The organism is Lichenihabitans sp. Uapishka_5, from assembly GCF_033947565.1.
Lineage (GTDB): Bacteria > Pseudomonadota > Alphaproteobacteria > Rhizobiales > Beijerinckiaceae > Lichenihabitans.
On record NZ_JARPVX010000015.1, the window covers coordinates 24,305 to 48,435 of the forward strand.

The 24,131-nt window shown below is 63.9% G+C and carries 21 protein-coding genes and 2 pseudogenes; 7 read left to right on the forward strand and 16 right to left on the reverse strand.

Annotation, left to right across the window (positions count from 1 at the left end; translation table 11 throughout):
• Positions 1-62 precede the first annotated feature (62 nt).
• Both P7D22_RS08610 and urtA read right to left on the reverse strand, forming a co-directional pair.
• Complete coding sequence (locus P7D22_RS08610; RefSeq protein ID WP_319933814.1) at positions 63-278, reverse strand: PsiF family protein; 216 nt, start codon at positions 276-278, stop codon at positions 63-65.
• A gap of 699 nt (positions 279-977) precedes the next feature.
• Entirely contained in the window at positions 978-2,258 is a 1,281-nt protein-coding gene (gene urtA, locus P7D22_RS08615) for an urea ABC transporter substrate-binding protein (RefSeq protein WP_319933855.1), read from the reverse strand.
• Positions 2,259-2,624: 366 nt separating this feature from the next.
• Here urtA and pdxR point away from each other — a divergent pair, with 366 nt between their 5' ends.
• Entirely contained in the window at positions 2,625-5,261 is a 2,637-nt protein-coding gene (pdxR, locus tag P7D22_RS08620) for a MocR-like pyridoxine biosynthesis transcription factor PdxR (protein ID WP_442916061.1), read from the forward strand.
• Positions 5,262-5,711: 450 nt separating this feature from the next.
• On the opposite strand, the gene P7D22_RS08625 is transcribed toward pdxR, so the two are convergent.
• The 3 genes and pseudogenes from P7D22_RS08625 to P7D22_RS23440 form a co-directional block, all read right to left on the reverse strand.
• Positions 5,712-6,269: a hypothetical protein gene (locus P7D22_RS08625; protein ID WP_442916062.1), complete on the reverse strand. Its 558-nt coding sequence runs from the start codon at positions 6,267-6,269 to the stop codon at positions 5,712-5,714.
• Positions 6,263-9,124 carry a hypothetical protein gene (locus P7D22_RS08630; protein ID WP_319933816.1) on the reverse strand — a complete coding sequence of 954 codons (2,862 nt, stop codon included), beginning with the start codon at positions 9,122-9,124 and terminating at the stop codon, positions 6,263-6,265. The genes P7D22_RS08625 and P7D22_RS08630 overlap by 7 nt, the downstream gene beginning before the upstream one ends.
• 69 nt (positions 9,125-9,193) lie before the next feature.
• A pseudogene (locus tag P7D22_RS23440) lies at positions 9,194-9,388 on the reverse strand (adhesin); the annotation flags it as partial.
• Between P7D22_RS23440 and P7D22_RS08635 the strand changes: the two are divergent.
• Entirely contained in the window at positions 9,345-9,524 is a 180-nt protein-coding gene (locus P7D22_RS08635) for a hypothetical protein (protein ID WP_319933817.1), read from the forward strand. The pseudogene P7D22_RS23440 and the gene P7D22_RS08635 sit on opposite strands and share 44 nt — an antisense overlap.
• A gap of 86 nt (positions 9,525-9,610) precedes the next feature.
• Here P7D22_RS08635 and P7D22_RS23445 read toward each other — a convergent pair.
• A pseudogene (locus P7D22_RS23445) lies at positions 9,611-10,180 on the reverse strand (adhesin); the annotation flags it as partial.
• Here P7D22_RS23445 and P7D22_RS08640 point away from each other — a divergent pair.
• A complete protein-coding gene (locus tag P7D22_RS08640; protein WP_319933818.1) occupies positions 10,097-10,303 on the forward strand; it encodes a hypothetical protein in 207 nt (68 codons plus the stop codon). The pseudogene P7D22_RS23445 and the gene P7D22_RS08640 overlap by 84 nt on opposite strands.
• 306 nt (positions 10,304-10,609) lie before the next feature.
• The gene (locus P7D22_RS08645) at positions 10,610-11,425 is read left to right on the forward strand and encodes a sulfotransferase family protein (RefSeq protein WP_319933819.1); all 816 of its coding nucleotides are present in this window, start codon (positions 10,610-10,612) and stop codon (positions 11,423-11,425) included.
• A gap of 3 nt (positions 11,426-11,428) precedes the next feature.
• On the opposite strand, the gene P7D22_RS08650 is transcribed toward P7D22_RS08645, so the two are convergent.
• From P7D22_RS08650 to P7D22_RS08670, 7 genes are all read right to left on the reverse strand, one after another.
• Positions 11,429-12,211 carry a hypothetical protein gene (locus P7D22_RS08650; protein ID WP_319933820.1) on the reverse strand — a complete coding sequence of 261 codons (783 nt, stop codon included), beginning with the start codon at positions 12,209-12,211 and terminating at the stop codon, positions 11,429-11,431.
• A gap of 49 nt (positions 12,212-12,260) precedes the next feature.
• Positions 12,261-12,689, reverse strand: a complete 429-nt coding sequence (locus P7D22_RS08655) for a hypothetical protein (protein ID WP_319933821.1) — start codon at positions 12,687-12,689, stop codon at positions 12,261-12,263.
• Positions 12,690-13,056: 367 nt separating this feature from the next.
• Complete coding sequence (locus tag P7D22_RS23450) at positions 13,057-13,212, reverse strand: transposase (protein ID WP_442916063.1); 156 nt, start codon at positions 13,210-13,212, stop codon at positions 13,057-13,059.
• The gene (locus P7D22_RS23455; RefSeq protein ID WP_442916064.1) at positions 13,167-13,457 is read right to left on the reverse strand and encodes a transposase; all 291 of its coding nucleotides are present in this window, start codon (positions 13,455-13,457) and stop codon (positions 13,167-13,169) included. Before P7D22_RS23455 ends, P7D22_RS23450 begins: the two co-directional genes overlap by 46 nt.
• Positions 13,409-13,837 (reverse strand): transposase, encoded by a 429-nt coding sequence (locus P7D22_RS08660; RefSeq protein WP_319933822.1) that lies wholly within the window; start codon positions 13,835-13,837, stop codon positions 13,409-13,411. Before P7D22_RS08660 ends, P7D22_RS23455 begins: the two co-directional genes overlap by 49 nt.
• A 609-nt stretch (positions 13,838-14,446) precedes the next feature.
• Positions 14,447-17,329, reverse strand: a complete 2,883-nt coding sequence (gene mobF / locus P7D22_RS08665; RefSeq protein WP_319933823.1) for a MobF family relaxase — start codon at positions 17,327-17,329, stop codon at positions 14,447-14,449.
• Positions 17,326-17,604 (reverse strand): hypothetical protein, encoded by a 279-nt coding sequence (locus P7D22_RS08670; RefSeq protein ID WP_319933824.1) that lies wholly within the window; start codon positions 17,602-17,604, stop codon positions 17,326-17,328. The genes mobF and P7D22_RS08670 overlap by 4 nt, the downstream gene beginning before the upstream one ends.
• Positions 17,605-17,974: 370 nt before the next feature.
• Between P7D22_RS08670 and P7D22_RS08675 the strand changes: the two genes are divergently transcribed.
• From P7D22_RS08675 to P7D22_RS08685, 3 genes are read left to right on the forward strand one after another with little or no spacing between them, the layout of a single operon-like run.
• Positions 17,975-18,370 (forward strand): hypothetical protein, encoded by a 396-nt coding sequence (locus P7D22_RS08675; protein ID WP_319933825.1) that lies wholly within the window; start codon positions 17,975-17,977, stop codon positions 18,368-18,370.
• A 5-nt stretch (positions 18,371-18,375) separates the two neighbouring features.
• Positions 18,376-19,116: a hypothetical protein gene (locus P7D22_RS08680; RefSeq protein WP_319933826.1), complete on the forward strand. Its 741-nt coding sequence runs from the start codon at positions 18,376-18,378 to the stop codon at positions 19,114-19,116.
• The gene (locus P7D22_RS08685; RefSeq protein ID WP_319933827.1) at positions 19,113-19,781 is read left to right on the forward strand and encodes a hypothetical protein; all 669 of its coding nucleotides are present in this window, start codon (positions 19,113-19,115) and stop codon (positions 19,779-19,781) included. The genes P7D22_RS08680 and P7D22_RS08685 overlap by 4 nt, the downstream gene beginning before the upstream one ends.
• On the opposite strand, the gene P7D22_RS08690 is transcribed toward P7D22_RS08685, so the two are convergent.
• From P7D22_RS08690 to P7D22_RS08700, 3 genes are all read right to left on the reverse strand, one after another.
• The gene (locus P7D22_RS08690; protein WP_319933828.1) at positions 19,723-21,429 is read right to left on the reverse strand and encodes a type IV secretory system conjugative DNA transfer family protein; all 1,707 of its coding nucleotides are present in this window, start codon (positions 21,427-21,429) and stop codon (positions 19,723-19,725) included. The genes P7D22_RS08685 and P7D22_RS08690 overlap by 59 nt on opposite strands.
• Before the next feature lie 159 nt (positions 21,430-21,588).
• Positions 21,589-22,458: a hypothetical protein gene (locus P7D22_RS08695; RefSeq protein ID WP_319933829.1), complete on the reverse strand. Its 870-nt coding sequence runs from the start codon at positions 22,456-22,458 to the stop codon at positions 21,589-21,591.
• A 186-nt stretch (positions 22,459-22,644) separates the two neighbouring features.
• Positions 22,645-23,727, reverse strand: a complete 1,083-nt coding sequence (locus tag P7D22_RS08700; protein WP_319933830.1) for a LuxR C-terminal-related transcriptional regulator — start codon at positions 23,725-23,727, stop codon at positions 22,645-22,647.
• Positions 23,728-24,131 lie beyond the last annotated feature (404 nt).

A 24,131-nucleotide genomic window follows, 5' to 3' on the forward strand; every position in this document is an offset into this window, starting at 1 on the left:
GGGATAATTCTATCGGATACCGGCTTCGGGGTAAAACGCTGGCCCGCGACGCCTGCAACCCTTCAGGCCTTTTTGCAGCTCGACATGAAGTGCTTGCGCGGCTTGCCGTGCAGGCTCTTGGCGTCGGCTTCCTTCGAGCAGTCGAGCGACTTCGCGGTGCGGACCACGGGCGCCTTGGCGGGAACGGTCGGGGCGGCAGCAGGCGCCGCCGGCGTCTGCGCCAGGGCTGAGCCCGTCAGCAGCGACACAGCGACCAGCGCGAAGAAAGCGGATTTCATGACGGCACTCCGATACGGGCCTCGATTGAGAACACTCTGGAGAGGAACGTCAAGAGGCAGAACTCGTTCGTCACTTCAGTCTCGCCCTCGATCCGTACACCTCGCCCACGGCCATGCCGACCAGTCGGACTGCCTTCAGGGCATCGAGGGCGCGGACGGGGTCACAAGCGTGGCTGTACCGAAGACCATTCGACCCGATACACGGACAGGATTCGGGGTGAAATCATCGGCTACACTCTGGTATGTAGCGCTTCTCGGGGGACACAGTCGCTCGCAGAGCAAGCCTGCCTTCTACGCTGGCTTTCGATCCGACGCGCTCGCAAGCCATTTGCAATCGCCATTCAGGCGAGATGCCAATTCTAGGCCTTCAGATCCAGTTGGGCGAACCCTGGCAGCGCGACGCCTAGCTGTCAACTAAGAGACAAAGGGAATGGCGCGCCCGACAAGGCATAGATGGGCACTGCGATCGTTGGCGAATTTCGATTCATCATCCGGCAGCCCCGCAATCTACCCACACAGAAGCGATTGGGCGCTCAATCTGAGAGGATCAGCCGTGCTGAACACAGGCATGCCGATTTCCGAATGGCGAGAACTGGCCGAAAGGAGAACGGCGGCTTCCGAGAGGATATCTCAGAACCCGCCGTTCGGGGCGAAGCCGACGGACGGCTATTCAGCCTTGGTGTCGGTCAAGTTGCATTATCAGAAGGTCGAAAACTTCGGCGTCGTGCAACCACCGCACACGTTTGGCCACGACCAGTCGGCCACTTTCCCCTTGTTGGCATCCACATAAGGGCTCCAGGGTTTCGGGGGAAGCGCTGCGCTTTGATAGACGATGCTGAACTGGCCGTTGCCCTGGATCTCGCCGATCATCACGGGCTTAGCCATGTGATGGTTCGGCAGCATGGTCACCTCCACCCCCGATGGAGACCTGAACTTCTGCCCGACCATGGCCTGGCGAACGGCATCGACGTCCGTCGTTCCAGCTTGCTGCACGGCTTGGGCCCACATGTGGAAAAGGATGTAGGCCGACTCCATGGGGTCATTGGTGACGTTGTCGGGCTTCTTGGAATAGGCTCGCCATTTGGCAATGAAGGCTTTGTTCTCGGGCGTATCGACAGACTGGAAATAGCTCCATGCCGCAAGATGGCCGACGAGCGGCTTGGTATCGACGCCGGCGAGTTCCTCCTCGCCCACCGAGAAGGCGATCACCGGGATGTCGGTGGCCTTCACGCCCTGATTGCCGAGTTCCTTGTAGAACGGAACATTGGCGTCACCGTTGACGGTGGAGACCACGGCGGTCTTCTTGCCGGCCGACCCAAAAGCCTTGATCTTGGTGACCTCGGTTTGCCAATCCGCGAAGCCAAACGGCGTGTAGTTCTCGAAAATGTCGTCGTCCGCCACGCCTTTGGACTTGAGAAAGGCTCGAATGATCTTGTTGCTTGTGCGGGGGTAGACGTAGTCGGTTCCCTCGAGCACGAAGCGTTTCACGTTGCCACCGTCCGGACTCATCAGATACTCGACAGCCGGGATCGCCTTGTTGTCGGGCACGGAGCTGCCGTAGAAAACGTTATAGGAGTCTTCCTCACCCTCGTATTCGAGCGGGTAGAACAGGAGGCCGTTGAGTTCCTCGAACACCGGCAGCACGGATTTGCGGGACACGGAGGTCCAGCACCCGAAAACGGCTGCGACCTTGTCCTTGCTGATCAGCTCGCGCGCCTTTTCGGCGAACAAGGGCCAGTTGGAAGCGGGGTCGACGACCACGGGTTCGATCTTCTTGCCCAGCAATCCACCCTTGGCGTTGAGGTCGGCGATCTGCATCAGCATGACATCTTTCAGGATGGTCTCGCTGATCGCCATCGTGCCCGATAAGGAGTGGAGAACGCCCACCTTGATCGTATCGTCGGCCGCGACGGCATAGCCCGCTGTCGTCCACACCATGGCCGAGGCGACAAGCCCCTTCAGCCAAGCTCTGCGTTTCATCGCCATTGTCCGCTCCTTCTGCCGCCATGAACGGAGCCCGCAGCAAGGCGGCAAACTCGTCAGGGTGCCAGAGGCTGGCACGGCAGTGCAACGTCGTAGAGAGCCAAGCCGGGCGAATTCGATGGGTCCATCTCGGCCCGAACACTGCGATAGGCGCGGTGCTTCGTTGCCCGCCGAAAAGGCATCCGATCGAAGATCGAACATCACACGTGCTCGAACGCTGCACTGAGGTGCGTGCGGCCCGGCCAGCATGGGTCCAGTTGCAGCAGAAACAATAGAACCAGCAACGCCGTCTGATTGCACTCGTGTGGCTTGGGACTACGATCAAGCCCTTGAACGCGCGCACAATGTCCTCTGGGGCGGTCAATGCAAGTTCCTGTGCTCTTGGACCGGTCCAGCGGCGAGGCTTTATCGGACCAGATCGTCAAGCAGTTGCGGCACGCCATTGCGCATGCACGACTGCCCGCCGGAACACGACTGCCCTCGTCGCGCCACCTGTCGGAGCAATTGACCGTGGCCCGCAACACCGTTGTGCGCGCCTATGAAGCCTTGATGATGGAAGGGCTGGTCGAGTCCCGTCCGGCGTCGGGCATCTTCGTGTCGGCGCTGCATCCAGCGGACCCGACACCTGGTTCGAGCAATCCCCTGGGCGTGTGCGAGCCCTCTTGGTCGATGCCGCTGCCATCCTTTCCGGTGCGGTTGCCCCATCGTTCGGCCGCCCCCCACGGCCGTCTGTCTTTCGACTTCTACCCCGGACGAGCCCATCCGGCGCTGTTTCCGCTGAAGATCTGGCGGCGTCACCTCCAGAAGAATCTCACAAACGGCGGAGCCCGAGGCTTAACGGAAGGCAGCGAGGCGGCGGGGCTCCCCGCATTGCGCTCGGCGATTGCGCTGCATGTCGCCACAACACGCGGCATCGCGGCCGACCCCAGCCGTATCGTGATCGTCTCCGGGGTACAGGAGGGTCTTAGCTTGGCGAGTCGCCTGTTTTTGCATCGCGGCACCCTTGCAGCCTTGGAGGATCCCGGCTCTCAGGCGGCCCTCTACGCTTTCGAGGCGACGGGAAGCGAGACCCTCGGGGTCGCGGTCGACGATGAAGGCCTCGTTCCGGACGACCTGCCGCTCCGGGCGACGGCGCTGCTCTACGTCACGCCATCGCACCAGTTTCCAACGGGCGTCGTGCTTTCGGCGAGGCGTCGCGACAGCATTGCGGCCTGGGCGCGTCGCTGCGGCTGCTACATCCTGGAGGACGACGCCGATGCGGAGTTGCGCTTCGAGGGATCAAACCCGCCCGCCCTTGCGGCAAGCGCGCCGGACTGCACGATCTATCTCGGCTCATTCGGGCGGACGCTTGGGGCAGGCCTTGGGCTGGGTTTCATGGTCGTGCCACCGCGCCTCGCGGGGGCCGTGATCGCGGCCAAGGACCTGCTCGATCATGGCAATGCCTGGCTTGAACAGGCCACGCTTGCGGACTTGATGAGAGGCAGCAGCTACACCACCCACGTGTCCCGCGTGCGAGCGCACTATCGTGAGAACCGCGACTGTCTGCTGGGTGCCCTTCGCCGCAACTTCGGCGACGTCAGCATCAGCGGTGAGACGGGGGGCCTCCACCTTTTGTGGCACCTTCCCGCGGGCGTGCCCGACGCTTCGATTGTCGAGACCCTCGCCCGGCGATCCCGCATCGGCGTTTACTCAATCGTCTCGGGAGGCGCGATCACGATCCACCCGTCCCTCCTGGGCCGCCGCGCCCTTCTGCTTGGCTTCGGGGCCCTGCTTCCCAAGCAGATCGAGCAGGCCATCGACCGCCTGTCGGAGGCGATCGACGATACGGTGGACAACCTGAAAGCCGATGTCACCACTTACCTTGTGGGTGCGCCGCAGACCTCGCCCTCCATCCAGCACCGGTTGCGGCGCACGCCGACCCATCTGGACTCCCGCTTTCGCCAGCAACCGGCTCTACCAAAGCCACGGCGCACCCGTGCACCCTCGGGGACGAGGATCGCACAAGGACCAAGGCCCATCATGGCGAGCGTCAGCAGCATCTACCGGTACCCGGTCAAGGGATTAAGCGCGCAGCCCCTCGCGCGAGTCGACACCGAAGTGGGCAAGCCTCTTCCGTTCGACCGTATCTTTGCGCTTGCGCGACCCACGGCCCCCATCGACCGCGACAATCCGAAATGGGCCAAGAAGGGGCTTTTCGCCATGCTGATGCTGGATGAAGGGCTGGCTCAGGTCGCAACTGATCTCGACGTGGACACGATGTGGCTCACGGCGCGGCGGGGCGGCCGACAGGTTGCCGCTGGCTGCCTGAACGATCCTGCGGATCGCGAAACGCTGGAGCGCTTTTTTCAAACGCTCCTGCCGAGCTTCAAAGACCCGCCGGCGTTGGTCCGCTCCCGCGGCGGGCACTTCATGGACAAGCCCGATAGCGTCATCTCGCTCATCAACCTGGCCACGCTCCGGAGCCTGGAAGAGCGCTGGGGCGTTGCGCTGGATCCGCTTCGCTTCCGCGCCAACATCTACATCGATGGTGCGAAAGCCTGGGAGGAAGTCGACTGGGTCGGCAGCGAGATTACGATCGGTGACACGGCCTTCCTGGTCGACCGGGTGAACGGTCGATGCGGGGCCACCAACGTCAACCCGGACACGGGACGTCGGGACCTCGACATTCCGACCTCGTTACGAACCGCCTTCGGGCACAAGAACCTCGGCGTCTACCTGATCGCCCGCCAGAACGGCGCCATCGCGGTGGGGGATACTGTTGCGGCGAACGAAACTGGCGAGGACATCGCCGTCCGCCCCGAACCAGCACCCAGGTCGATCGGCACGCGTCGACGATACATCTGCCGGGGCTGCTATTACATCTACGACGAAAGCGCGGGCGTGCCCCAGCAAAACATCTCGCCAGGAACCACGTTCGCGACCTTGCCGCCGGAGTGGCGCTGCCCCGACTGCGGTAGCGAGAAGCTGTTGTTCTCGCCGCACCTTGAAGGCGCCCTGTGAAATGCGCGCCGGCCTGGAATGGCTGCCGTTCAGGTAATCTTTGACTTAATTTTGATAGAGGCTGTAGCGGCTTAGGACGATGCGATCGGATAGCTGTGCGGCGCAAGTTCTTCGACCTCCATGCCGCGCCAACTCAGCGAGCGCTTACAACGCGACAACGCATAAAGCGGACCAACCTTGGCAACCTAGGCGCGCAGCATCGCTTTGGTGACATAGCTGTTGTTGTTGGCGCGAATTGACAGCAAGATCGCAGACTTCTGGCACCTGCCTACTGCTGGTACTACGCTCTGCCGCAAAGAACTCTCGGTCATCTTGGCTCAGCACATTTTAAACTCGCAAAGTCCGGTCGGATGCTAAAGCTTCAACGACCATTCCTTTTTGGGACCTTAAATATGGCGATTGGTTGCAATCGGTCTGCCCTACCTCGCGTAGGCTGTTCCGGGTGTCGCCTCAAGGCTTCCGCTTCGAGCCGACGGGCTCCTTCAGAGCCGTCGGGGGCGCGATCGGCGCGGGAGGAGCGACGGGCGTTGAGGAGTCGAGCCCGACCGAGATGCCCGATAGACGCCATCGGCCTGCCACGGGCGCATAGGCGAGTTCGAAATTGATCTGGACTGGTACTGAGGGGAAGAAGCCCTTCATGTGCATGTCGCCGCTGCTCTCGATCTGCGGCAGCAGGGTCAACTGGGGATCCAGCACGGCGACGCCGGACAGATCGAGCTTCTGGGCGCGCAGGGTAGCGAAGATCTCGCCCAGGCGCGCCGCAGTGTTGGTCTGCTGAAAGGCCGTCGCGCCGAGGTCGCGCATGACCGTGTAGTTGCCGGTCTCGTTTGCCTGCTGGAGGGCGAGGAGGGTCGATCGAACCAGGATCAGCACCCCGTTCCGGTCGATCTGCGCCGCAGGGCGCGGGGCTGGCACAGGGGGCACCTGAGCACCTGCCGTGCCTCCCAGGATCGAGAAGATGAGCGCGACGGCCGCTAAACAGTGCCGCGCCAGCCTGAGCCCTACCACGCGTAGGTCATGCCGACGCGTCCACCGACCCCGCCTCGCTGGAAGCCGACTCCGACGCCGCCGTTGAGCACGAGGTTCTCCGTGGCACGGACCTGCAGCACGCCGCCGAAGGCGGCTTCGCCTCGAAATGCCCCGATATTGGCCGACAGGGCGTAACGCTTGTTGTCCGGCAGCGCGGAGCCGGCTAACGCGATGGCGATGGCCGTACCCTCGTAGCCGCGCTTCACATCCCTTTGCAACTGGTTGACGCTCTGGGTAAGCCCGTTCACGCGGCCGTCCAGCGCCGCAACGCTTGAAGCGGTCGCGACGTCGTTGGTGGTCGCGAGGTTTCCGTTGGCGTCGGACGTAACGACCTGTACGGCACCACTCTGCGCCGCGAGGCTTGCCGCAGAGGTGACTCCGGGCAGCGAGTAGGTGTTGGTCGCGGTTCCCAGCAGCACCTGGTTGACGCGGGTCGTCGCCACGCCTTGTCCTATGGCGACGCTGTTGGCGTATCCTGCCCTCGAGGCCTGGCCGACCGCCACCGCGCCGCTGGCGGATGCTGTCGCGTTAGCGCCGAGCGCGACGGAGTTGTCACCGCTCGCCGTCGAATTGTTGCCCACCGCTGTCGCGGGATCACCGCTCGCTACCGCGCCGGCCCCGAAGGCCGTATCGCCCGCCTGCACGGCGATTGCTCCGAAGCCGACCGCCGAGCTGTCGGTGCCCGACGCGACGGCTCCGAAGCCGCCCGCCACAGCGTTGCTCCCTGTCGCGGAAGCCTTCGGCGCGCCGGCGGTGTTGTTGGCGCGGAACAGTCCCTCGGTGCCGTTCTGGATGGCCGCCACGTTCAGGTTCGTCTCGTAGAGCTGGCCGCCGGTGGCCGCGTCCGTCGACCCCGAGGCCAGCGTGCCCGCCGCGACGTTGACGATCTTGCGCTCCGCCCCCGCGGCACCGACCGACACGGTATTAGCTTGGTCGGCGACCGAGCCCTGGCCAAGCGCCACGGCATTGGCCGCCGTCGCGGACGCGTCGTTCCCCAGTGCAGTCGCATTGTTGCCCGTCGCCGCCGAGCCGTTGCCCAAGGCGGTCGTGTTGTCGGCCGTCGCTTTGGCTCCGAAGCCGGTCGCGGACGCGTTCGAGCCGGAGGCGACCGAGTTAGGGGCGCCCGCGGCGTTGTTCGACGTCGAGGGGCCACCTTGTCCGGTTTGCAGGGAGGCGATCGCCGTGGCGTTAGCTGAGGTGGCAGTGTCGAGCTCGCTTAGGGCGCCGCCCACATTGTTGAAGGTGCTGCCTTGGACGGTATAGGACGGTGCAGTGATTGCGCCGCTGCTGTCCACGGTCGATCCCCCGCCCAGCGCCGACGCGACAGTCTGGTTGGTGGCGTAGAGCTGGCCTCCGGTAGCCGCGTCCGTCGACCCCGAGGCCAGCGTGCCCGCCGCGACGTTGACGATCCGGCGCTCGGCCCCGGCGGCGCCGACCGACAGCGTGTTGGCCTGGTTGGCCACGGAGCCGCTGCCAAGCGCCACGGCATTGGCCGCCGTCGCGGACGAGCCCTTGCCGAATGCGGATGCATTCGCGGCACTTGCGGTCGCGCCGTTGCCAAGCGCCGTCGCGCCCGATGCGCTAGCGCTGGCGCCAAAGCCGCCGGCGGTCGCGTCAGAGCCCCCCGCGCTCGGTGCCGCTGCGCCCGCCGTATTGTTCGAGACGACCGCGCCAGACGTGCCCTGCTGCAACCCCGTCAAGGACGTGTTGACCGCGCTGAGGGCCGAGCCGACGTTGGCGTAAGCCGTGCTCCCCACCGTATAGCTGGGACTAGTGAAGGTGCCGGTGGTTGGATTGAAGGCCGCCGCCCCACCCAGAGCAGTCGCGACGTTGCTGCCGACGTACTGCAGCTGACGCAGGTTAACGGCGTCGGTCGCCGACGTGCCGCCAGCCACGTTAGTGATCTGGCGTTCGCCGCCGACAGTGCCCACCGAGACCGCGCCGTTGGACGATCCGGTGCCAATGCCTGTGAACACCTCGGCCGTTGGCGCGCCACGACTGGCGACCGCGCCTTGGCCGAGCGCGACGGCTCCGTTCGCCGTGGCAGAGGCGCCCTGGCCGATAGCTGAGGCGTTGGCCACGATTGCGCTCGAGCCCTGGCCCACCGCAGTGGCGTTCAGGCCCGTGGCATTGGCCGTCGCGCCGAAGGCGCTCGCGGTGTCGCCGTTCGCATTGGCCTGGGCGCCCGTCGCAGTGGCGTTAGCTCCTGAGGCGTTTGAAGTTTCGCCTATAGCCAAGGCGTTCGCGCCGGTGGCAGCGGCATAGTGGCCGATGGCCGTCGCGCGCGCGCCAGTGGCGAAGGCATAGTCGCCAAGGGCTAGCGCAGTCGCGCCCTGTGCCTTTGCGTAATGGCCAATCGCTGTCGCCCCAACGCCGTTAGCATTTGAATACAAGCCTTCAGCAATCGCGTAAGCGCCGTTTGCTCTTGCAAGGTTGCCGGTTGCGGTGGCGTAGGCGCCGAGGGCCTTAGCACTCGTGCCCAGTGCAGTTGCAGACTTACCAATTGCGTTTGCGTTTTGACCTATCGCGGTCGCATAGTTGCCGACTGCGTTCGAACTGGCTCCGACAGCCGTCGCGTTAGAGCCACCTGCGCTGGACGCAGAACCTAACGCGGTCGCATTTAAACCATTCGCCTTAGCCGCGAAGCCAAATGCAGTGGCACTGGCACCGGTCGCGTTCGCATAGGCACCCACCGTCGTCGCGTTCCTGCCGATGGCGTTAGCATAGGCGCCTGTGGCGATCGCGTAGGCGCCGTTCGCCTGGGCACCATTGCCGGTCGCAGTGGCGTACTTCCCCGTGGCGTTGGCGCGAGCACCCGTTGCGGTGGCGCCCAACCCCGAGGCGTTGGCGCGAGTACCTGTCGCGGTCGCCTCGGACCCATTAGCCCTGGCAAGTCGACCCAATGCAATCGAAGAATTGCCTGTCGCATTGGAGTTTGCGCCAACGGCTGTAGCGTATGAGCCATTCCCAAGAGAGTTTTGGCCCAACGCGGTCGCACTTGAGCCGTTCGCATTAGCCGCGGAGCCAAACGCGCTGGCGGTTGAGCCGTTTGCATTGGCCGCGAAGCCGAACGCGCTGGCGGTGGTGCCATTGGCCATGGTCGAAGAGCCGAACGCGCTGGCGCTTGAGCCGGTCGCATTGGCTGAGCGGCCGAACGCGCTGGCGCTTGTGCCGTTCGCCTGGGCTGAGCGGCCAAACGCGCTGGCGCTTGAGCCGGTCGCATTGGCCGAGTAGCCGAATGCGCTGGCATAGGCGCCAGTGGCGCGGGACTTGTAGCCGACCGCAGCAGCCGCAAGGCCGGTCGCAGAGGAGGAGTTGCCGATCGCCGTAGCCGAAGCGCCAGACGCATTCGCATTGCCCCCGACTGCGATAGCGGAACTGCCGGTCGCATTGGACGCGTGGCCAAACGCGCTGGCGTTGTCGCCGGCGGCGACGGAACTCGCGCCGGTTGCCGTCGCGTTGGCACCGGTCGCGTGGGAGCTTGTACCGACGGCCGTCGCGTAGTCGCCGGTAGCGTTGGCAAGGGAGCCAGTCGCCGTCGCGCGAACTCCGTTTGCGACTGAAGAGGCTCCGGTGGCGGTCGCGTAGTCACCGTTCGCCGCTGCGCCATGGCCCGTCGCCGTAGCGCTGGCTAGATCGCCGCCGCCAAATGCATACGCCCCAGCGCCTGTGGCTGTAGAATAACCACCGATCGCCGATGATCCGGTTCCGACGGCGGTCGCGGAGTCGCCGGTCGCGTTAGCCGTCGAGCCAAAGGCACTTGCATTGTTCCCGTCGGCGATTGATCCGGGCCCGACCGCGCTCGCATGGGCACCCGTGGCGGTCTGCGCGAGGGCGGGAGCACTCGATCCCACGACGCCGATCCCCAGCGTGGCAAGGGCGGCCGCCACCGCCGCACCGCGCCCGAGCGCGCCGACCTGTCGCTTCTTGCCTTTGATGAGAACCCGGAAGGCAATGCGCAGCAGCGCCGTAATCCGCTGCCGTTGTGCCCTGCTGAAAACATTGCCGCCTAACCCTCGACGGCCGCCTAAGAACTGGCTGTGAAAAAGATCCACGCCCGCGGCCTCGCGACAAACAGTTCGATTCCTGACGCGCACAGTCACACCGAATCCTTGAGACAGCGATGCCCGACGACGGCATCATGTACTTGTGACAGCGAACCGTCCGACTCAGCGAAGATATCAGGTGGAACTCTATTTATGCATGCATATGAAAGGATCCAGTCGTTTGTTGGGAGGTGTGTTGCAAATGCCAGTTCAGCCCCATACCACGGGAGCCGGCATAGGTGCTGACCTAACCGGCCCTGCAAAGGAAGACGCGTGGACAAGGGCATTCACTTTATTTCCGGGCTGCCTCGTTCGGGATCGACGCTGCTGGCGGCCCTCCTACGGCAGAATCCGTCGCTACACGCGAACATTACCAGCCCGGTCGGCTCACTTATGGTGGGTGCGCTTCACACAATGAGCGCCGCGCACGAGGGATCGGTGTTCATTGACGACAGCAGGCGCACGGCGGTGTTGCGCGGCCTGTTCGAAGGATATTACCATGACGTTCATCCCGACAAGACCGTGCTGGATACCAACCGGCTGTGGTGCAGCAAGCTGCCCACGCTGAAGACGCTCTACCCCCAGGCGAAGCTGGTGTGCTGCGTTCGTCACGTGCCGTGGATTTACGACTCGATGGAGCAGCTCGTGCAGCGCAACGCGCTAACGCCCTCGAAGGTCTTCGGCTTCGAGGCGAGCGGCACTGTCTACGACCGTTTCGAGACCCTGAACCGTTCGAACGGCATGGTTGGCTTTGCCTGGACGGGGTTGCGGCAAGCATTCTACGGCAGCGATCCGGAGCGCCTGCTCCTTGTCCGGTTCGAGACCCTAACAATCAATCCAGCGTTCGCTCTGCGCCACATCTACGCGTTTCTAGGATTCCCGCCTTTCGAGCACGACACGGAGAACATTGATTTTGACGTGTCCGAGTTCGACAACTATCTTGGAACGCCAGGGCTGCATACGGTGGGCAGGTCGGTCAAAGCCGCACCGCGCCGCACGATACTGCCGCCCGAACTCTTTAACCGCGTCGCGGTGGACACCTTCTGGAACGACCCCGCCCTCAACCCGAACGGCGTCAAGGTGATCTAAGGCTCACCAGCGTTCCTGGAGACGCAGGCTTTCCGCGAGGTCGCCGCGGAAGTTGTATTGGCCGAGGTGGACGAGCTTGGTTCGCATGTCGGCCCAGACTTTCCCGCCTATGTCGCGCCAGCGACGACAGAACGCGTAGTCCTCCGATAGGTAGCGTCCGGTATCAGGATCGACCATCGTGTCGAACAACAGCCAGTAGAGGTGCGCCTCCGGGTTGTTCGGAGGACCATCGGGCACGTAATTGAGAGTTGGATATTTTCGCATCATTCTAAGGATGACATCGCGTTTAATGCACATGAAGCCGGTCGGCGCTTCGGCAACCTCGATGAAGCCGTCATCATCGGCATAAGCACTGACCTTTGTGCTGCCATGGCCGATAGGGTTGAACGGGTACTCGGTATAGCGGTCCTCGAATTGCTTCCTAGTCGTGCCGGCCGGCATCCCATCGGCCGGCCAGTTGAAGCTCTTCATAGGGTAGATGCCCGCCACGACGTCGCGGTCGGCCAGCAATAGCCGGCACACGGCCTGCGGGGTAAACGATAAATCAGAGTCGATCCAGAATAGATGCGTCAGCGTCTCATCTTGGAGGAAGCGGATCAGCATCTTGTTGCGCGATCGCGTAATCAGGCTTTCCGAATGCATGTGGAGGATGGATTCGAGCCCGAACCGTTGCGTATGAAGCGCCGTTTCGTAGATGCTGGTGACGTAGTTCATACTCACGGCCGAGATGTAACACGGCGTCGCAAACATCGCCTTCATGGACCTCAGGGCGGCGTCAGGCAGCATCGTAATGTCTCGGCAGGTTGACGGTTCTTAGAGCGGAGACGTTTCACACTCAGTATTCGGAATGGAAGCTGACCACCACGCAGCCGTTCCCTCCAGCCGCGGGCATCAAAGCTATCTGCCCTGTGGCATTTCGTAGCAGCGGAAACCCGGCCAGGTCCGCGACGGCGCTGCCGCTTTTCAGGATATCGTCCTGAATGTCCTTGCACGCCAAGGGGCTCGGCATGACTTGAAATTGATAGCCTTCGCATCTACTTCCGCCAGGCCCTGGGGCTGCTACGATACTAGTTAGCCCGTGCGAGACTTTTGCGTCCGATCCGAACGACTGGCCGATCACGACTGAGACCATGTGCTTGTTGGGTTCGTTCCGGTTGAAGCCGGAAACCGGAACAAACACTTTTGTACCTACCAGGGACTCATGCGCAATAGCCTCGACGCGACCCGTACAGCCGGCCCCCGCCTCGATCAGCTTCTGAGACACGATAACATCCAGGGGGGCAGCTACTGCCGGCATTACTGGAGACGAAGGCGTGGTCGCCAGCGCCTGAGGCGCCGCCGCTACGGGAGTAGCGACACGATGAACAGGTTTGGGCCGGGCCGGCTTTCTTCGGTGGCTTGGTGCGCCGGGTGCGGGAACTTGGTTCGTTGCCGGGGCGGGCGCGGCAGGGTCCTCGGCCTGGGCCAACGATGCGCAGCTACCCCAGGCGAAGCAAAAGGCACCGGCAGCAATCAGCGTTGATATCAGCCCGTAAGTGGGGGCATTCGAAAAACGACTCAAGACGGACTCCCAACCGTTGGCTACCTGCGTTAACTTTCAAGCGGATGGTTAGCAAGACTGTCATCTTTGACTAGGCCGTGTGGACGGATTTGATCAAGATGAAGCCAAGCGCCAGTGAGACGATGCTTGAGAAGCTCTTGGCTGTTTTCTCGCAGCGGAGCGCGACGCGTTTGAAGCGCTTCAGCTTGCCGAAGGCCTGCTCGATGCGCGCACGACCCTTGTACATGATTTAGGAAAGAACTTCGGCCTGTTCTTCGCGTTCGATTTTGTCGGGATCGCCGGGCAGATGCCGCGAGCCCGAGCGGCGGCCCGGTTCGCTTTGGAATCGTAGCCTTTGTCGGCGAGCGCTGCTCGCGGAGTCACGTCTGGCCCGAGATCGAGCAGCACGGGGAAGACAGGACTGTCGCCAGCCTCTCCGCCGGTCAGGTGGAAGGCGAGTGGAGCGCCGTCGAAATCGGTCTTGAGGTGGATCTTGGTGGAGAAGCCACCGCCCGAGCGCCCAAGCGCCTGACCGTTCTGCCCCCCTTTGCACCCGCGGCCGAAACGTGTGCGCGGACCACGGTCGAATCAAACATCTGCACCAGGTGGGCGCTGCCGCTCAGGTCGGCGAGCGCTTCGAAGAACGCCTCGAACACCCCGGCCTCACGCAGCCGCCAGAACCGCTTCCACACCGAATTCCAAGGACCAAACTCCCTCGGCAAAGCGCGCCATGCGATGGTGTTCAACGTGAAATAATGCATCGCTTCGAGGAACTTGCGATCGTCGCGCCCCTTGTCGCCCCTGCGTGAGCGAACCGCGCGAAACACTGTCAGAGCCATCGCCCAATCGTCGTCCGTCATCCGTGTCAGCATGGTCGATCCCGCAATACCGACCCGCTATGAATCACCGATCAGATCATTTGGGAATCCATCGACCCCGTTCTTTGCCGATTCCGTCCACACGGCCTAGAAGGCGAGATCGACACCCCCTTAAAGAGAGGCTGTCGGGCGCGTAAAGCACTCGGGCACGAACCTTCGCTGGAAGGGACATTTCAATGGGTTCGCCCAGCGTCCGCGGGTCCAGGCCTTTGCCGAGCGCACGTTCAATCCCAGCTAGCTGGAACTGGGAGTTCTGCCGCCGGCTTTCACGCGCGAGAGGCCGGGCCGGGCCACCCCCCTCGCAGCCCCTTCGGAGAGCGACCTTGTCCCACGCTGGAGGGATCGGCATCAATGTTCGTGACGATTAGCGAGCCTCGGTACCTGCTCTAATGTCTGACCCGCGATGCGGTCGGGGGCAAAAGCCGCGATGATCGTGCTCGGATGCAATCTGTCGTTGAACTTGGCACTTTTTGCGAATCTGATGCGCTTTAGTTAGGTCAGTGACCGCTTTCAGGAGCGCAGACAGTACCTCGAATGGCCTGGATGGGCGCAATCCGGTCGGGCTGCTTACGTGCAATGCTGATGGACCACACGGGTGGCCTGTCACCGCTCAGGCGAGCGATCTCGGTTCAGTCCATGCTCAGGTCGGGAACCTCGGTTCTTCCGTGCTCGGTATACCGCGTCGCGTAATGCACTTGGTAGCGGCGCCAGGAGCCGCCTTCCATTCTCCACAAGCCGCCAAGCTGACACGGTAAGCTCGATACGGGCGAGGTCCTGCATCGCAATACGCAGGGCGCGAGCTGCCTGCATCAGCCGGGCGGTGCTTCGCCGTGGGCGAGTGTCCGGCTTCGTCACCAACCCGGTCGCGATAAAGGTCTGGCGGTCGGCCACGTAGTCAACGACGTTGCCCTTCTCGCCGTACTGGCTCGCCTCCCTGAACAGGTGCTCATCGAGGTCCGCTGAAAGCGGTTCCATTCGTGGATCGGCTTGGCGGACGCGGCACGCAGCATCGAGACGATCACGTTCCACGACGATGCGCACGTCAAGCCGATGCCGGGTCAATGCGACGTAAGTCTCCCGTGCATCCGGCGCCGCGCCGACATAGTGCACTGAGGCAGCTGCCGTGCGCCCCTGAGCCGAGTAAGCCGTTCCCGCATAAGCGTGCACCATGCGGGGCGGTTGTGGTGCTCGGCGGGGTAGGCGGCGAGCGAATGCCCCCCAGGGCTGTTCGACAGTACGGCCGTCTTCCAGCCTGAAGCGCAGGATCGGGTTCGTCTCGCCGTCCTGCATTGCCTCGAGCGTCCCCCGTGTTCCGTTCCATATCTGCAGGTCGGGCAGGGTCTCACCGAAACGGACGCGGTCGCCGATCGCGAGACGAAGCTCGGCCTTCTTGTTCTCTCGGTCGATCGAGGGCAACCTGACACCGTCACCGGTCAGACGGCCCTCGCTGCGCAGAACATCACGCGCCAACCGGTTTAGGACGGTCGCATCGGCGTTTCGACGCGTCATGATGAGGACGTCATCGCCATGGACCTTCCGGAGCGCACACCATTGCTCCATGGCGCGCTGCATCGCGGTATCGCGTCCGGCGACCATCTCCAGATGACCGCGCTCGGTATAGGCGCGCAGCCCAGCCTCGGCATCGCCGCGGGCCATGACAACGGATGCCGCACGCTGCCAGTCTACCTCCTGCCGTCGCACCGCTTCCATGACGGCGTTCTGCCGCACCACTTCGGTGATCGCACGCAAGGCGCTGCCACCGGGCACACTGGCAAGTTGCCGCGAGTCGCCGAGCAGGATGACCTTGGCTCCGGCTTCCTTCGCCGCCGTGACGATCGCCGCCATGTCGCGCATGGACACCATGCCGGCCTCGTCGACGAGCAGCAGGGTGTGGTCATCGAGCGCCGGCGCCGACCCGTGTTCGCGATCGGTGCGCCACTTTGCAATGGCCTGTGCCTCAACCCCGATCGACCGGCTAAGCTCGTTGGCCGCGACCCAGCTCGGTGACAATCCAACGACCCGCAGGCCAGACCGGTCAGCTGCGTCGCGAATGGCTTTGGCCGCCGTTGTCTTGCCTGTCCCGGCGCCTGCCTCGATGATGCTGATGCCGTCCTGGCTCGCGGCCAGCCGCACGGCCTTCTGCTGTTCTTCCGCCAGGTGCGCGGCAGCGCGCAGTGCGAACTCGACTGCGTCTGGCTTGAACCATTGCCGTTCAGCAGGCCGGTTCGCGGCGCGCAGCATCGCAGCCTCGATGTTGGCGATGGTTGGCGTCGTCCAAGCTTGGCCATCCTGAGCCTCGTCCCCGAGCCGAAGCAGGTGGCCGTCCTGCTCGAGCTGGGCGACTTCATTGTAAACGGGTTCGATGCCGATGCCTTGCAGGCCCGCCTCGACGAGAGCTCGTTCGAGCAGCGCCGCGCGGGTGATGACGCTCTCGTGGCGGAACAGCGCCGAGGCCGCGATGGCGACCGGCGTGGAGCCCGGCAGCTCCGGCGGGTCGAGTTCGATCCTGCGCCCTTCGTCCTCCTGGTCACGACCGGGTGCGGGGGCGCGTTCCTGCATGGGTGCAAGCGCTAGACGCCAGGGGTCGAGGTTCTGCGCGGCTAGCTCACGATGCCAGCGCGCCTCCAACTCGTCCCCACTGGGGACGGTGTCCTTGCTGCTGCGTGTCACTAGCGCCGCGATCTCCCTTTGCGCGGCGGTGGCGCTAGGCCCCACGAATGCATCGATCTGGTGAGAGCGCTTCGAGAAGGTTGCGATTGCTTGCTCAGGGATGCCGACGATCTCCCATTGGCCTTGTCCAGCTTCGCGGAAGGTGAAGCCATGACGGGCCAGTCGTTCCGCCGCAGCAGCGCGATATGCAGCTCCGGCCCCTTTCACCTGCTGGAAAAGGCGGAGCGGATCGATCGTGAGATGCTGGTGGCGGTAGCGCGTGCCCCCATGCCCTGACCCCGCAACGTTCATGAAAACGCAGTGCGTGTGGCAGTTCGGGTCGCCTGCCCGTGTCGTATAATGGTCGAAGCGGGCCGCGATGATGTCGGTCGGGCGTGCCCGGTGCTTGCCGCCTGCACCGGAGCGCACCTCGATCAGGCCTTCGCGCTCAACGAAGCGGAGAGCCTCGTTGACCGCTTCACGATGCGCCGTCTCGATGATGGTGCGCTGCTCGGCCGTTCCTGCCGCCCAAAGTATCGAAGCCGACTTCCCTATTGTAAACGTTAAATCGACGCCGGCCCAATGGTCCGCGCCGGCCTTCCGCACGAGGGCACCGCCAGTTCGTGGATCAAAGCCGGCGCAGAGATCACGAAAACTCGCAAGATCAACGGAGGCGCCGTGGCGGACGACCGACTCGCCGGACGACCACCACACCCCGTCCCCATCCCGTGCGTAGTACTCGTCCCGGTTCCGTGGCTTGGCTTCGCGCTGCGCGCCATTGGTGTAGTAGGCGCCAGCTTCTCGTCCGCTGCCGAGTCGGTGGATGGAGGCGGTCACTGATCTTTCGGGTAGCGGCAGATCCGAAACAGGTCCACGGGATCGAGGCCGCCGCCGGAACTCGCCTTCTCGACGAAACGCGCGATAGCATCGATCTGGGCATCGACGGTTTCCATACGTTCGACCAACACCGCATGCCGGAGCGCCACCTCGAGCTGCTGCTCGATGCAGGCCGCGACGATGGTGTCGGCGGACTTGCCTTGTGCCGCCACAGCAGCTGTGACACGGCTCGCGAGCGCATCGTCAAGAGTGATGGTCAGGGTTGTTAAAGGCATGATGGTCGGCGCGGCGGGATGTCACGAACAGCTCCTATGCCACGTCGGCTACGCCATTGACAGGCTCGCGTCGAGCTTTGGTGAACGGATCCGCACTTCAGTGCGTGTGGTGTGGGGGTTCTTCCTTTGTGGGTCTGTTACCGGGGATCCCGGTGGGCTTCGCGGGGATCCTGCGGGCCGTGTGGGCGGTTAACGCGGGCTGGCGCCCGTGACGGGCATTCGAGGCGTTCCGCGGCCGGTTCCGCAACCGGCCTCATGCTATCCCACGCCGATGCCGAGCCTCGACCGCAAGCGCTTCCGCCAGGACCTCAAGGCAGCCCGATCGCGCCGTCAGGCAGGCGCGTCCGTGCGGGCGAATGCGACCGGCGCCATGGCGCTGGTGCGCGAGAACCTCGTCCTGTTCGATAGCATGCGGAGGGAGGACCCGGGCCTGACCTGGGCCGACATCGCGACCTCGCTCGGGCAGCAGGGTGTCGTCATGCGCGATGGGCAGCCGATCACGGCGAAGCGCCTTTGCGCGCTGATCTCCACCATTCGCAAGGAGCAGCAGGAGCAAGACGAGCGGGCCGAGGCGCGGACACGCCGTGCCGATGTCGCATTCGAACGGGCGCCCGCCGATGATCCGGCGCCAGCACCGACGAGGCTGGCGCTGGCTCCAGAACTGAACAAGACGGCCCCTGTGGCCGCACCCGACCTGCCTACGGAAGAAACTATCCGGACCGGGCGCTACGCCCAGCACGACAAGCTGTTCAAGCGGAAAGACTGATCTCCATGGCACGCATCCTCTTCGTTGCCCAGGATAAGGGCGGCTCAGGCAAGTCGACGGCGGTGCGCGCGCTCGCCGAAGCGGTGCCCGGCATTGCCATCGTCGAGATCGACAGCACCCATCGGCTGATCGAGTTCGATGCCGGTCGTGGCAAGGCACCCCGCCAGGTCCAGTTCTTCCCCATGCGGGCCAGCCGGGTCGCCATCGAGGCTTCGGGTGGCGCGGCCGCGCGGGCCGAATTTGACCCGGTGATCGAGGCCATCGCCAAGGCCTCTGGTCCGACGGTGGTCGACATCGGCGCCAACACCTCGGCAAGCTTGTTAGAGCTTGTTAGCGATCTCGCGGCCGACCTGAAGGGCGACGGCCATATCCTTGGCGTCCAGGTGGTGGTGACGAGCGAGCCCGGCGCAGTGGCTGAGGTGCCGCGGCTTCTCGGTCTCGCTAAACCGTGGGCCGACGCCTTGTTCCTACTCGAAAACCAGAAAGCCGGTGCCCTCGATGCTCGCCAGTTCGCTGCGCTGGGCGAGGGAACGACGGTCAGTCGCTTCCGGGCGCAAGCCATGGAGGCTAAAGCGACGGAGATCCTGCAAGGGCGCGGGCTGCACGACATCCCGGATCTCGACTATGGCGCCCTGAAGACCGAGTTCGGCTTGGCGCTGGCGTCGCGCATCCGCGCCGATCTCCTGCGCTTCCGGATGGAAGCCATGGAAGCGGTGCGTGACGCCGCGACCTGGCTCGTGTCATGAAGCGCCCTGGCCCACCCCGTAGCCCGGGCGCTGCGGGGCCACCACCGGGTGACCCCGACGCGCAGATCGTGGAGGCGCGGAACGCCCTGACGAGGGCTGCAGCCGAGGTGGAGCGGATCAGCCGGGACCGGCTCACCCACCTGCTCGAGCAAGATGTGCGGCAGCGCTTCCGTCATTTCGACGATCCCGACCTTGTGCCCAGCGACCGTGTCCGCCTCCGCGCGTCCGTCCTCGACACGGCGCGCGCGCGTGGCAGCCGCTGGGCTTCGGTGGTGAGCGGCGCGGAGGATGTCGCAAGCCGCTTCGTTCGACACCCGAAAACGATCGCGGCCGTGCTGGCGGTTTGTTTCGGCGTACCCACGGCGCTGCATGTTATGACAAGGCACGATGCCGATCGTGCGACCGTGATCCGCATGACCCGCGTCACGACACGCAACCCGGATGGCTCGACCACCATGGTCCCGCTTGCTCCGGGTGCTCGTCTTGTCATGAGCGGGGAGGGGCCGACGCTGCAGGCGCGCGTCTGGAACACCGGCGTTGGTTACAAGATCTACGATGTCGATGCCCGCGATGTCGCCAGAGACCACCATTCGCCCTGGCAGGCCGTCACGGCCTTCGCGGCCGCGGTCCACGCCGGATGGGCCCGACCGGCCGCACGCTCGTAAGATCCAGCAGGCGGCGCAACCGCCTGTCCCGATGCGCGAGGCGACGCCGGCATAGGATCGGGAAGGGCGTCAGGCGGGTGTTGTTGATGAACAGGACGGTGTTGCGCTGCAGGAGCTGCGGCAGATCGCTCGCGGGAACGAGACGCTGTTCCACGGGCTCGTCGGGTTCGCCCTTCTTGCCCGGTCGCACTGCGGTCCAGGTACCGAGGGCGCGGGACCAGTGCTCCCGCTCATCGGGTGAGGCCATCGACAGGTTGAACAGGGTCACGACTTCTGCGGTGTCCATCAGCACCTGGGCGCCATGCTCGCCATAGTGCTCAGCCATCTGGGCCCGGGTTTGCCAGATTGTCCAAAGCGAGCAGCCATAGCCGGGAAGTTCGCCGACCCCACGCAAGATAGCGTCGTAGCGGCCGAGCACCGCGGCCTCGTCGATGAACACCACGACGCGCTCGACCGGTTTGTTGCGCCGGATCGTCTCGAATAAATCGCCCAGCACCCATCGCAGATAGGGAGCGAGAGTATCTCGGCGTTGGTCGGCGGGCGTAACGATGAAGAGATCGGCCGTGCCGGCGCAAATGTCGGCCAGACGGACCGTCGAACCTGCGACGGAGCGTTGGGCCTTTGGGTCGAGCGCCCAGGCGAAAGCAAGCTGCACGGTGCTGAGGATCGGATCGCGGGTCTTTGCATCGGCCTCGAGCAGCTTGCGCACAGCCTCGGCTACGGCATCGGTGCGGCCTCTCAGTGCGTGCTGCAGCGCATCCGTGTTACGCGTCAATGCCGCCGCGGTCGCGGCATTCGGTGTGGGGCTGAGAATGGCGGCCTGCATTGTTGCGACGATCACGGTTGCGGCTGTGGTCTGGAAATACTGCTCGGACGGGCTTGCGTTGCCAGCGGGTGGCAGCAGCATGCTAGCGATGCCCTGCAGGCGAGACACGTCATCGGCATCGATGGCCTCGAGCGGGTTCCACTGGTCGGCGCCGCCGATCAGGGCATAGGGATCGAGGCAGTGCACCGTCCGACCGAGCGCCGCCCGGCGCCGCCCTGCGGCCCGATAGGCGTCGCCCTTCGGGTCGATGACCACCGCGGTTCCATGCCAGGCGTCGACATTCGGATCGAGGAGATTTGGCAGGATGAAGGCGGCCGTCTTGCCGGTTCGCGGCGGGGCGATGGTGAGCAGGTTGCCCTCAACCGGCACGCGGAGGTTTTGGCGCGTCAACGGATCCCTACCGAGTTCCAGACCGTGGCGCAGCTTGGCGCGCTCCGATGTTGTGGCCCAGCGTGCCCGGCCGAAGCGGCCGGAGTGGTGGCGCTGGATGCCGCGGCTACAGGTGGCGAACATAAAAGCGACGAGACAGACGACGGTGCCGAAGATCACGGTCAGCTCTGTGCTACCACCGCCGCCGAAAATTGGTGAAACGCTCTCATACATGGCGATGTAGGTGGCGATGATGAGGTCGGCGCGGCCCGTATGCCATGCCTGTGCCCAGGCGTCGGGCGGCATGGCTTGCGCGATCTGGCGGCCGTCAAGGTCCAGAAGGCGCGGCCAGCCATCAGGGTTCAGGCCGTGTACCAGCACGAAAGCGATCGGATAGCCGAACACGACGGCTGCGACCAAGGTCACAACCGTCAGGAGCATGCGCACGAACATGGATAACGCTCTGTAACAATAGACCGAGGACCTCAGCAACGCCTTGCCGATGGTTTACCGTCACGAATGACTCGCCCAACGTCTCATCATGTTCCATCTATTGAGCTAAGACCGATGTATTAGATGTATATTTTATAAACATCACGAGACCATTTTAGTTTAGGAAAATACTTTCGCATAAAACATTCTGATTACATTAGATCTACGTATATTTACGGACTCTCTAAAGAATTCTACGATTTCAGGTCCGAGTGCATCATACTCGGCCTTCTGCTCAGCCGGCAGTGTCGACTCGAAATGACCAATGATGTGATCGAGACCCCAGGGTCGCTCATCAACCCCATCGAGAATGTGTGCCAGACTAGCTTCGCCGACGAGCTCTACGAAGATTCTGATTTCATTCGCAACGAGCCTTTCTAAATTCCTTTCTGCAAAGACGCGAGTGCGCAGGAGTTGCGGGTCAATCGACGGTGCGTGCTGATAGTGCAGGTATTCGAAAACGGCGTGAACCGCGAGACGCGGAAAAGATCCGACCTCGACATGCACAGTGAGGTCAGGGATCTGCTCGCGGGCCAGAATAGGGCGGTAGTGGGGTATCACTTGTAATTCTGATGGCGTGTAGGGACGTGGCAAGCGGCGGATCCATCTTTCCGCTTGTAGCTCGACAAGATCCCGCTCCGCTGCTGCAATGTCCTCTTGCGTGGCAGCGGGATTGCGAAATGCGAGAAGCCACGCACAGACAAGCGTCGTTGGCATGCCGTGATCGCGACAATACGCAAAAAACCGATGAACCATTGCTTCGTCGGCTTCGATTTGGGCACAGTCGGTAAAAATCCGGTGAAATATTCCCAACTCGCGAATGGCCGAGTCGATGAACTGATCGATCGGTTCTTCGTCGGGGAACCGGTCGAGATCGCCCATCAGGCCGATGTCGGCTTGATGATCGGCATGGAGGAGCTCTCCGAGTCGATCGTAGATCTCGGCTAATTCTACAAATTTGGCGTAGGGGCGCAAATAGATCTGTTGCATGACCGCTCCGTCGTCGGCCTCGCTTCCACGCCGTGGCGTTGAAAGGTGGGCTTAACAAAGGCGACCATGCGCGATGCCGCCTCGTTTGGTCCTACCCCAAACGTGGTAGGCCAGAGTCGTAACATGCGTCGACATGAACAAGACGCTGGCGCAAGACGAACCTCGGTCGTCTTTCGTCTAGGCCGCTCAGCTCAACCGCCGCAACAGGGCGGCGAGTTCCGCTTGACTGTGCACACCCAGCTTGCCCGTCGCTGAACGTAGGTGGACCCGCGCCGTCGCCTCACTCATGCCGAGCGCCTTCGCGATCTCGCGGGGCCGCTGCCCTTGTCCGATGAGCCGCACGACATCCGACTCACGGCCGGTCAGGTGGGCCGCCTCGCGCAGCAGGTCGAGCGCCTGCGTGTCCGGCATCGCAGGGCGGTCGACCGCAATGAAGGCAACCAGCACCGACACGGCCCGGAACACGTCGCGCGCGTGTCCCTGGATCGGCACCATCAACGCCATGACGCGGCCATCGCCCGAGAAGCGCGTCAGGGTGACGAGGGCCGGCCGGCCCGCCTCGCAGGCTTGCCTCAGCCCGCGGTCGAGCCGTGGCTGGTCGCCCGGACTGACCGAGGTGAGGCGGTGGCCGACGATATCGAACAGATCGCCTCTGGCGCTTTCGGCCGCTGTGTTGATGGCCATGATACGACCGCCAATGTCGAGAGACACCACTGGCTCGCCTCGCTGCTCGAACGGCCCCGCCTGACGTTTGGCCTCACCCTGCAACCCACACCGCGCCGCCATGGTGGCGGCGCGCATGTAGGGCAGCACCACCTGCAAGGCCTGGAGGTCGGCGGCTTCGAAGCGGCCCTGCGCTTCCGTTCGATAGATCATCGCTGTGACCGCCCCTGCATCGGTGTGGTCGAGAAAGGCCGAGACCTGATGAACGCAATGCCGGGAGCGCAGGAACTCCTGATAGAACGGATCGCGGCTGCGATGGGCGTGTTCCTGCGCCATGTAGTCCGCCAGAAAGCCATCGGCAGGGGTCGGGGTGAGGGGACTGAGCCGCGACAACGGCGGTGCCTTGCCGGCCTGGAAGTCGGCGAAAGGCTGGCGCACGCCGCCGCTTGGGAGGGCGAACATGTTGGGCGGCGTGGTGCGCGCCAAGCCGCCGCCAAGCACGTTCATCTCGGCCATGAGCGCCTCGAGCGCGGGAAACCAGCGCCCTTCGGCGACGACGTCGATCAGCAGGGTGGTGGCTGCTTGGTGTAGGGCCGCGGGGTTCATGATTGTGGGTCGCTGTCGTCTTGAAAAGGCGACGCGACGAAGCACGGCCGTGCTTAACGTCGGCTTGCGGGCGTGAGCGGGCGGTGCGCGATCTTGGGGCAGGAGCGGAGATCACCGAATGCATGTCGCCAGCGCTGTCGACCGCCTCCTGGCTCCCGAGTGAACACACCTTTGAAGGTGCGGTGCACGTTCACATAGGCCGCTGCCTTGCCCATTCGCGAAACCGCAATCTGGAAGCTGACTCGAATTGCGCTGTCTTTTCGCGACGTCGAGGCACGGTCTCAGCCGGCCAGCAAATGCCAAACTAGGGCGAGCCCCCCGTTCTCGAGCTGGCTGGCCTCCTCGCATGCCTTTAAGGTTTGGGCCCGCGTTTCCGAACGTCGATCGTTCATGACGCGTTCGCA

What these genes read in the sequence shown, in the direction of transcription:
- P7D22_RS08660 (WP_319933822.1), bottom strand. Translation starts at nt 13,837, where the DNA reads ATGCTGACACGGATGACGGACGACGATTGGGCGATGGCTCTGACAGTG.
- P7D22_RS08650 (WP_319933820.1), bottom strand. Translation starts at nt 12,211, where the DNA reads ATGCTGCCTGACGCCGCCCTGAGGTCCATGAAGGCGATGTTTGCGACG.
- urtA (WP_319933855.1), bottom strand. Translation starts at nt 2,258, where the DNA reads ATGAAACGCAGAGCTTGGCTGAAGGGGCTTGTCGCCTCGGCCATGGTG.
- P7D22_RS08675 (WP_319933825.1), top strand. Translation starts at nt 17,975, where the DNA reads ATGGCGCTGGTGCGCGAGAACCTCGTCCTGTTCGATAGCATGCGGAGG.
- P7D22_RS08610 (WP_319933814.1), bottom strand. Translation starts at nt 278, where the DNA reads ATGAAATCCGCTTTCTTCGCGCTGGTCGCTGTGTCGCTGCTGACGGGC.
- P7D22_RS08640 (WP_319933818.1), top strand. Translation starts at nt 10,097, where the DNA reads ATGGGCACCCGTGGCGGTCTGCGCGAGGGCGGGAGCACTCGATCCCAC.
- P7D22_RS08695 (WP_319933829.1), bottom strand. Translation starts at nt 22,458, where the DNA reads ATGCAACAGATCTATTTGCGCCCCTACGCCAAATTTGTAGAATTAGCC.
- P7D22_RS23450 (WP_442916063.1), bottom strand. Translation starts at nt 13,212, where the DNA reads ATGTACAAGGGTCGTGCGCGCATCGAGCAGGCCTTCGGCAAGCTGAAG.
- P7D22_RS08670 (WP_319933824.1), bottom strand. Translation starts at nt 17,604, where the DNA reads ATGCCTTTAACAACCCTGACCATCACTCTTGACGATGCGCTCGCGAGC.
- P7D22_RS08685 (WP_319933827.1), top strand. Translation starts at nt 19,113, where the DNA reads ATGAAGCGCCCTGGCCCACCCCGTAGCCCGGGCGCTGCGGGGCCACCA.
- pdxR (WP_442916061.1), top strand. Translation starts at nt 2,625, where the DNA reads ATGCAAGTTCCTGTGCTCTTGGACCGGTCCAGCGGCGAGGCTTTATCG.
- P7D22_RS08680 (WP_319933826.1), top strand. Translation starts at nt 18,376, where the DNA reads ATGGCACGCATCCTCTTCGTTGCCCAGGATAAGGGCGGCTCAGGCAAG.
- P7D22_RS08700 (WP_319933830.1), bottom strand. Translation starts at nt 23,727, where the DNA reads ATGAACCCCGCGGCCCTACACCAAGCAGCCACCACCCTGCTGATCGAC.
- P7D22_RS08690 (WP_319933828.1), bottom strand. Translation starts at nt 21,429, where the DNA reads ATGTTCGTGCGCATGCTCCTGACGGTTGTGACCTTGGTCGCAGCCGTC.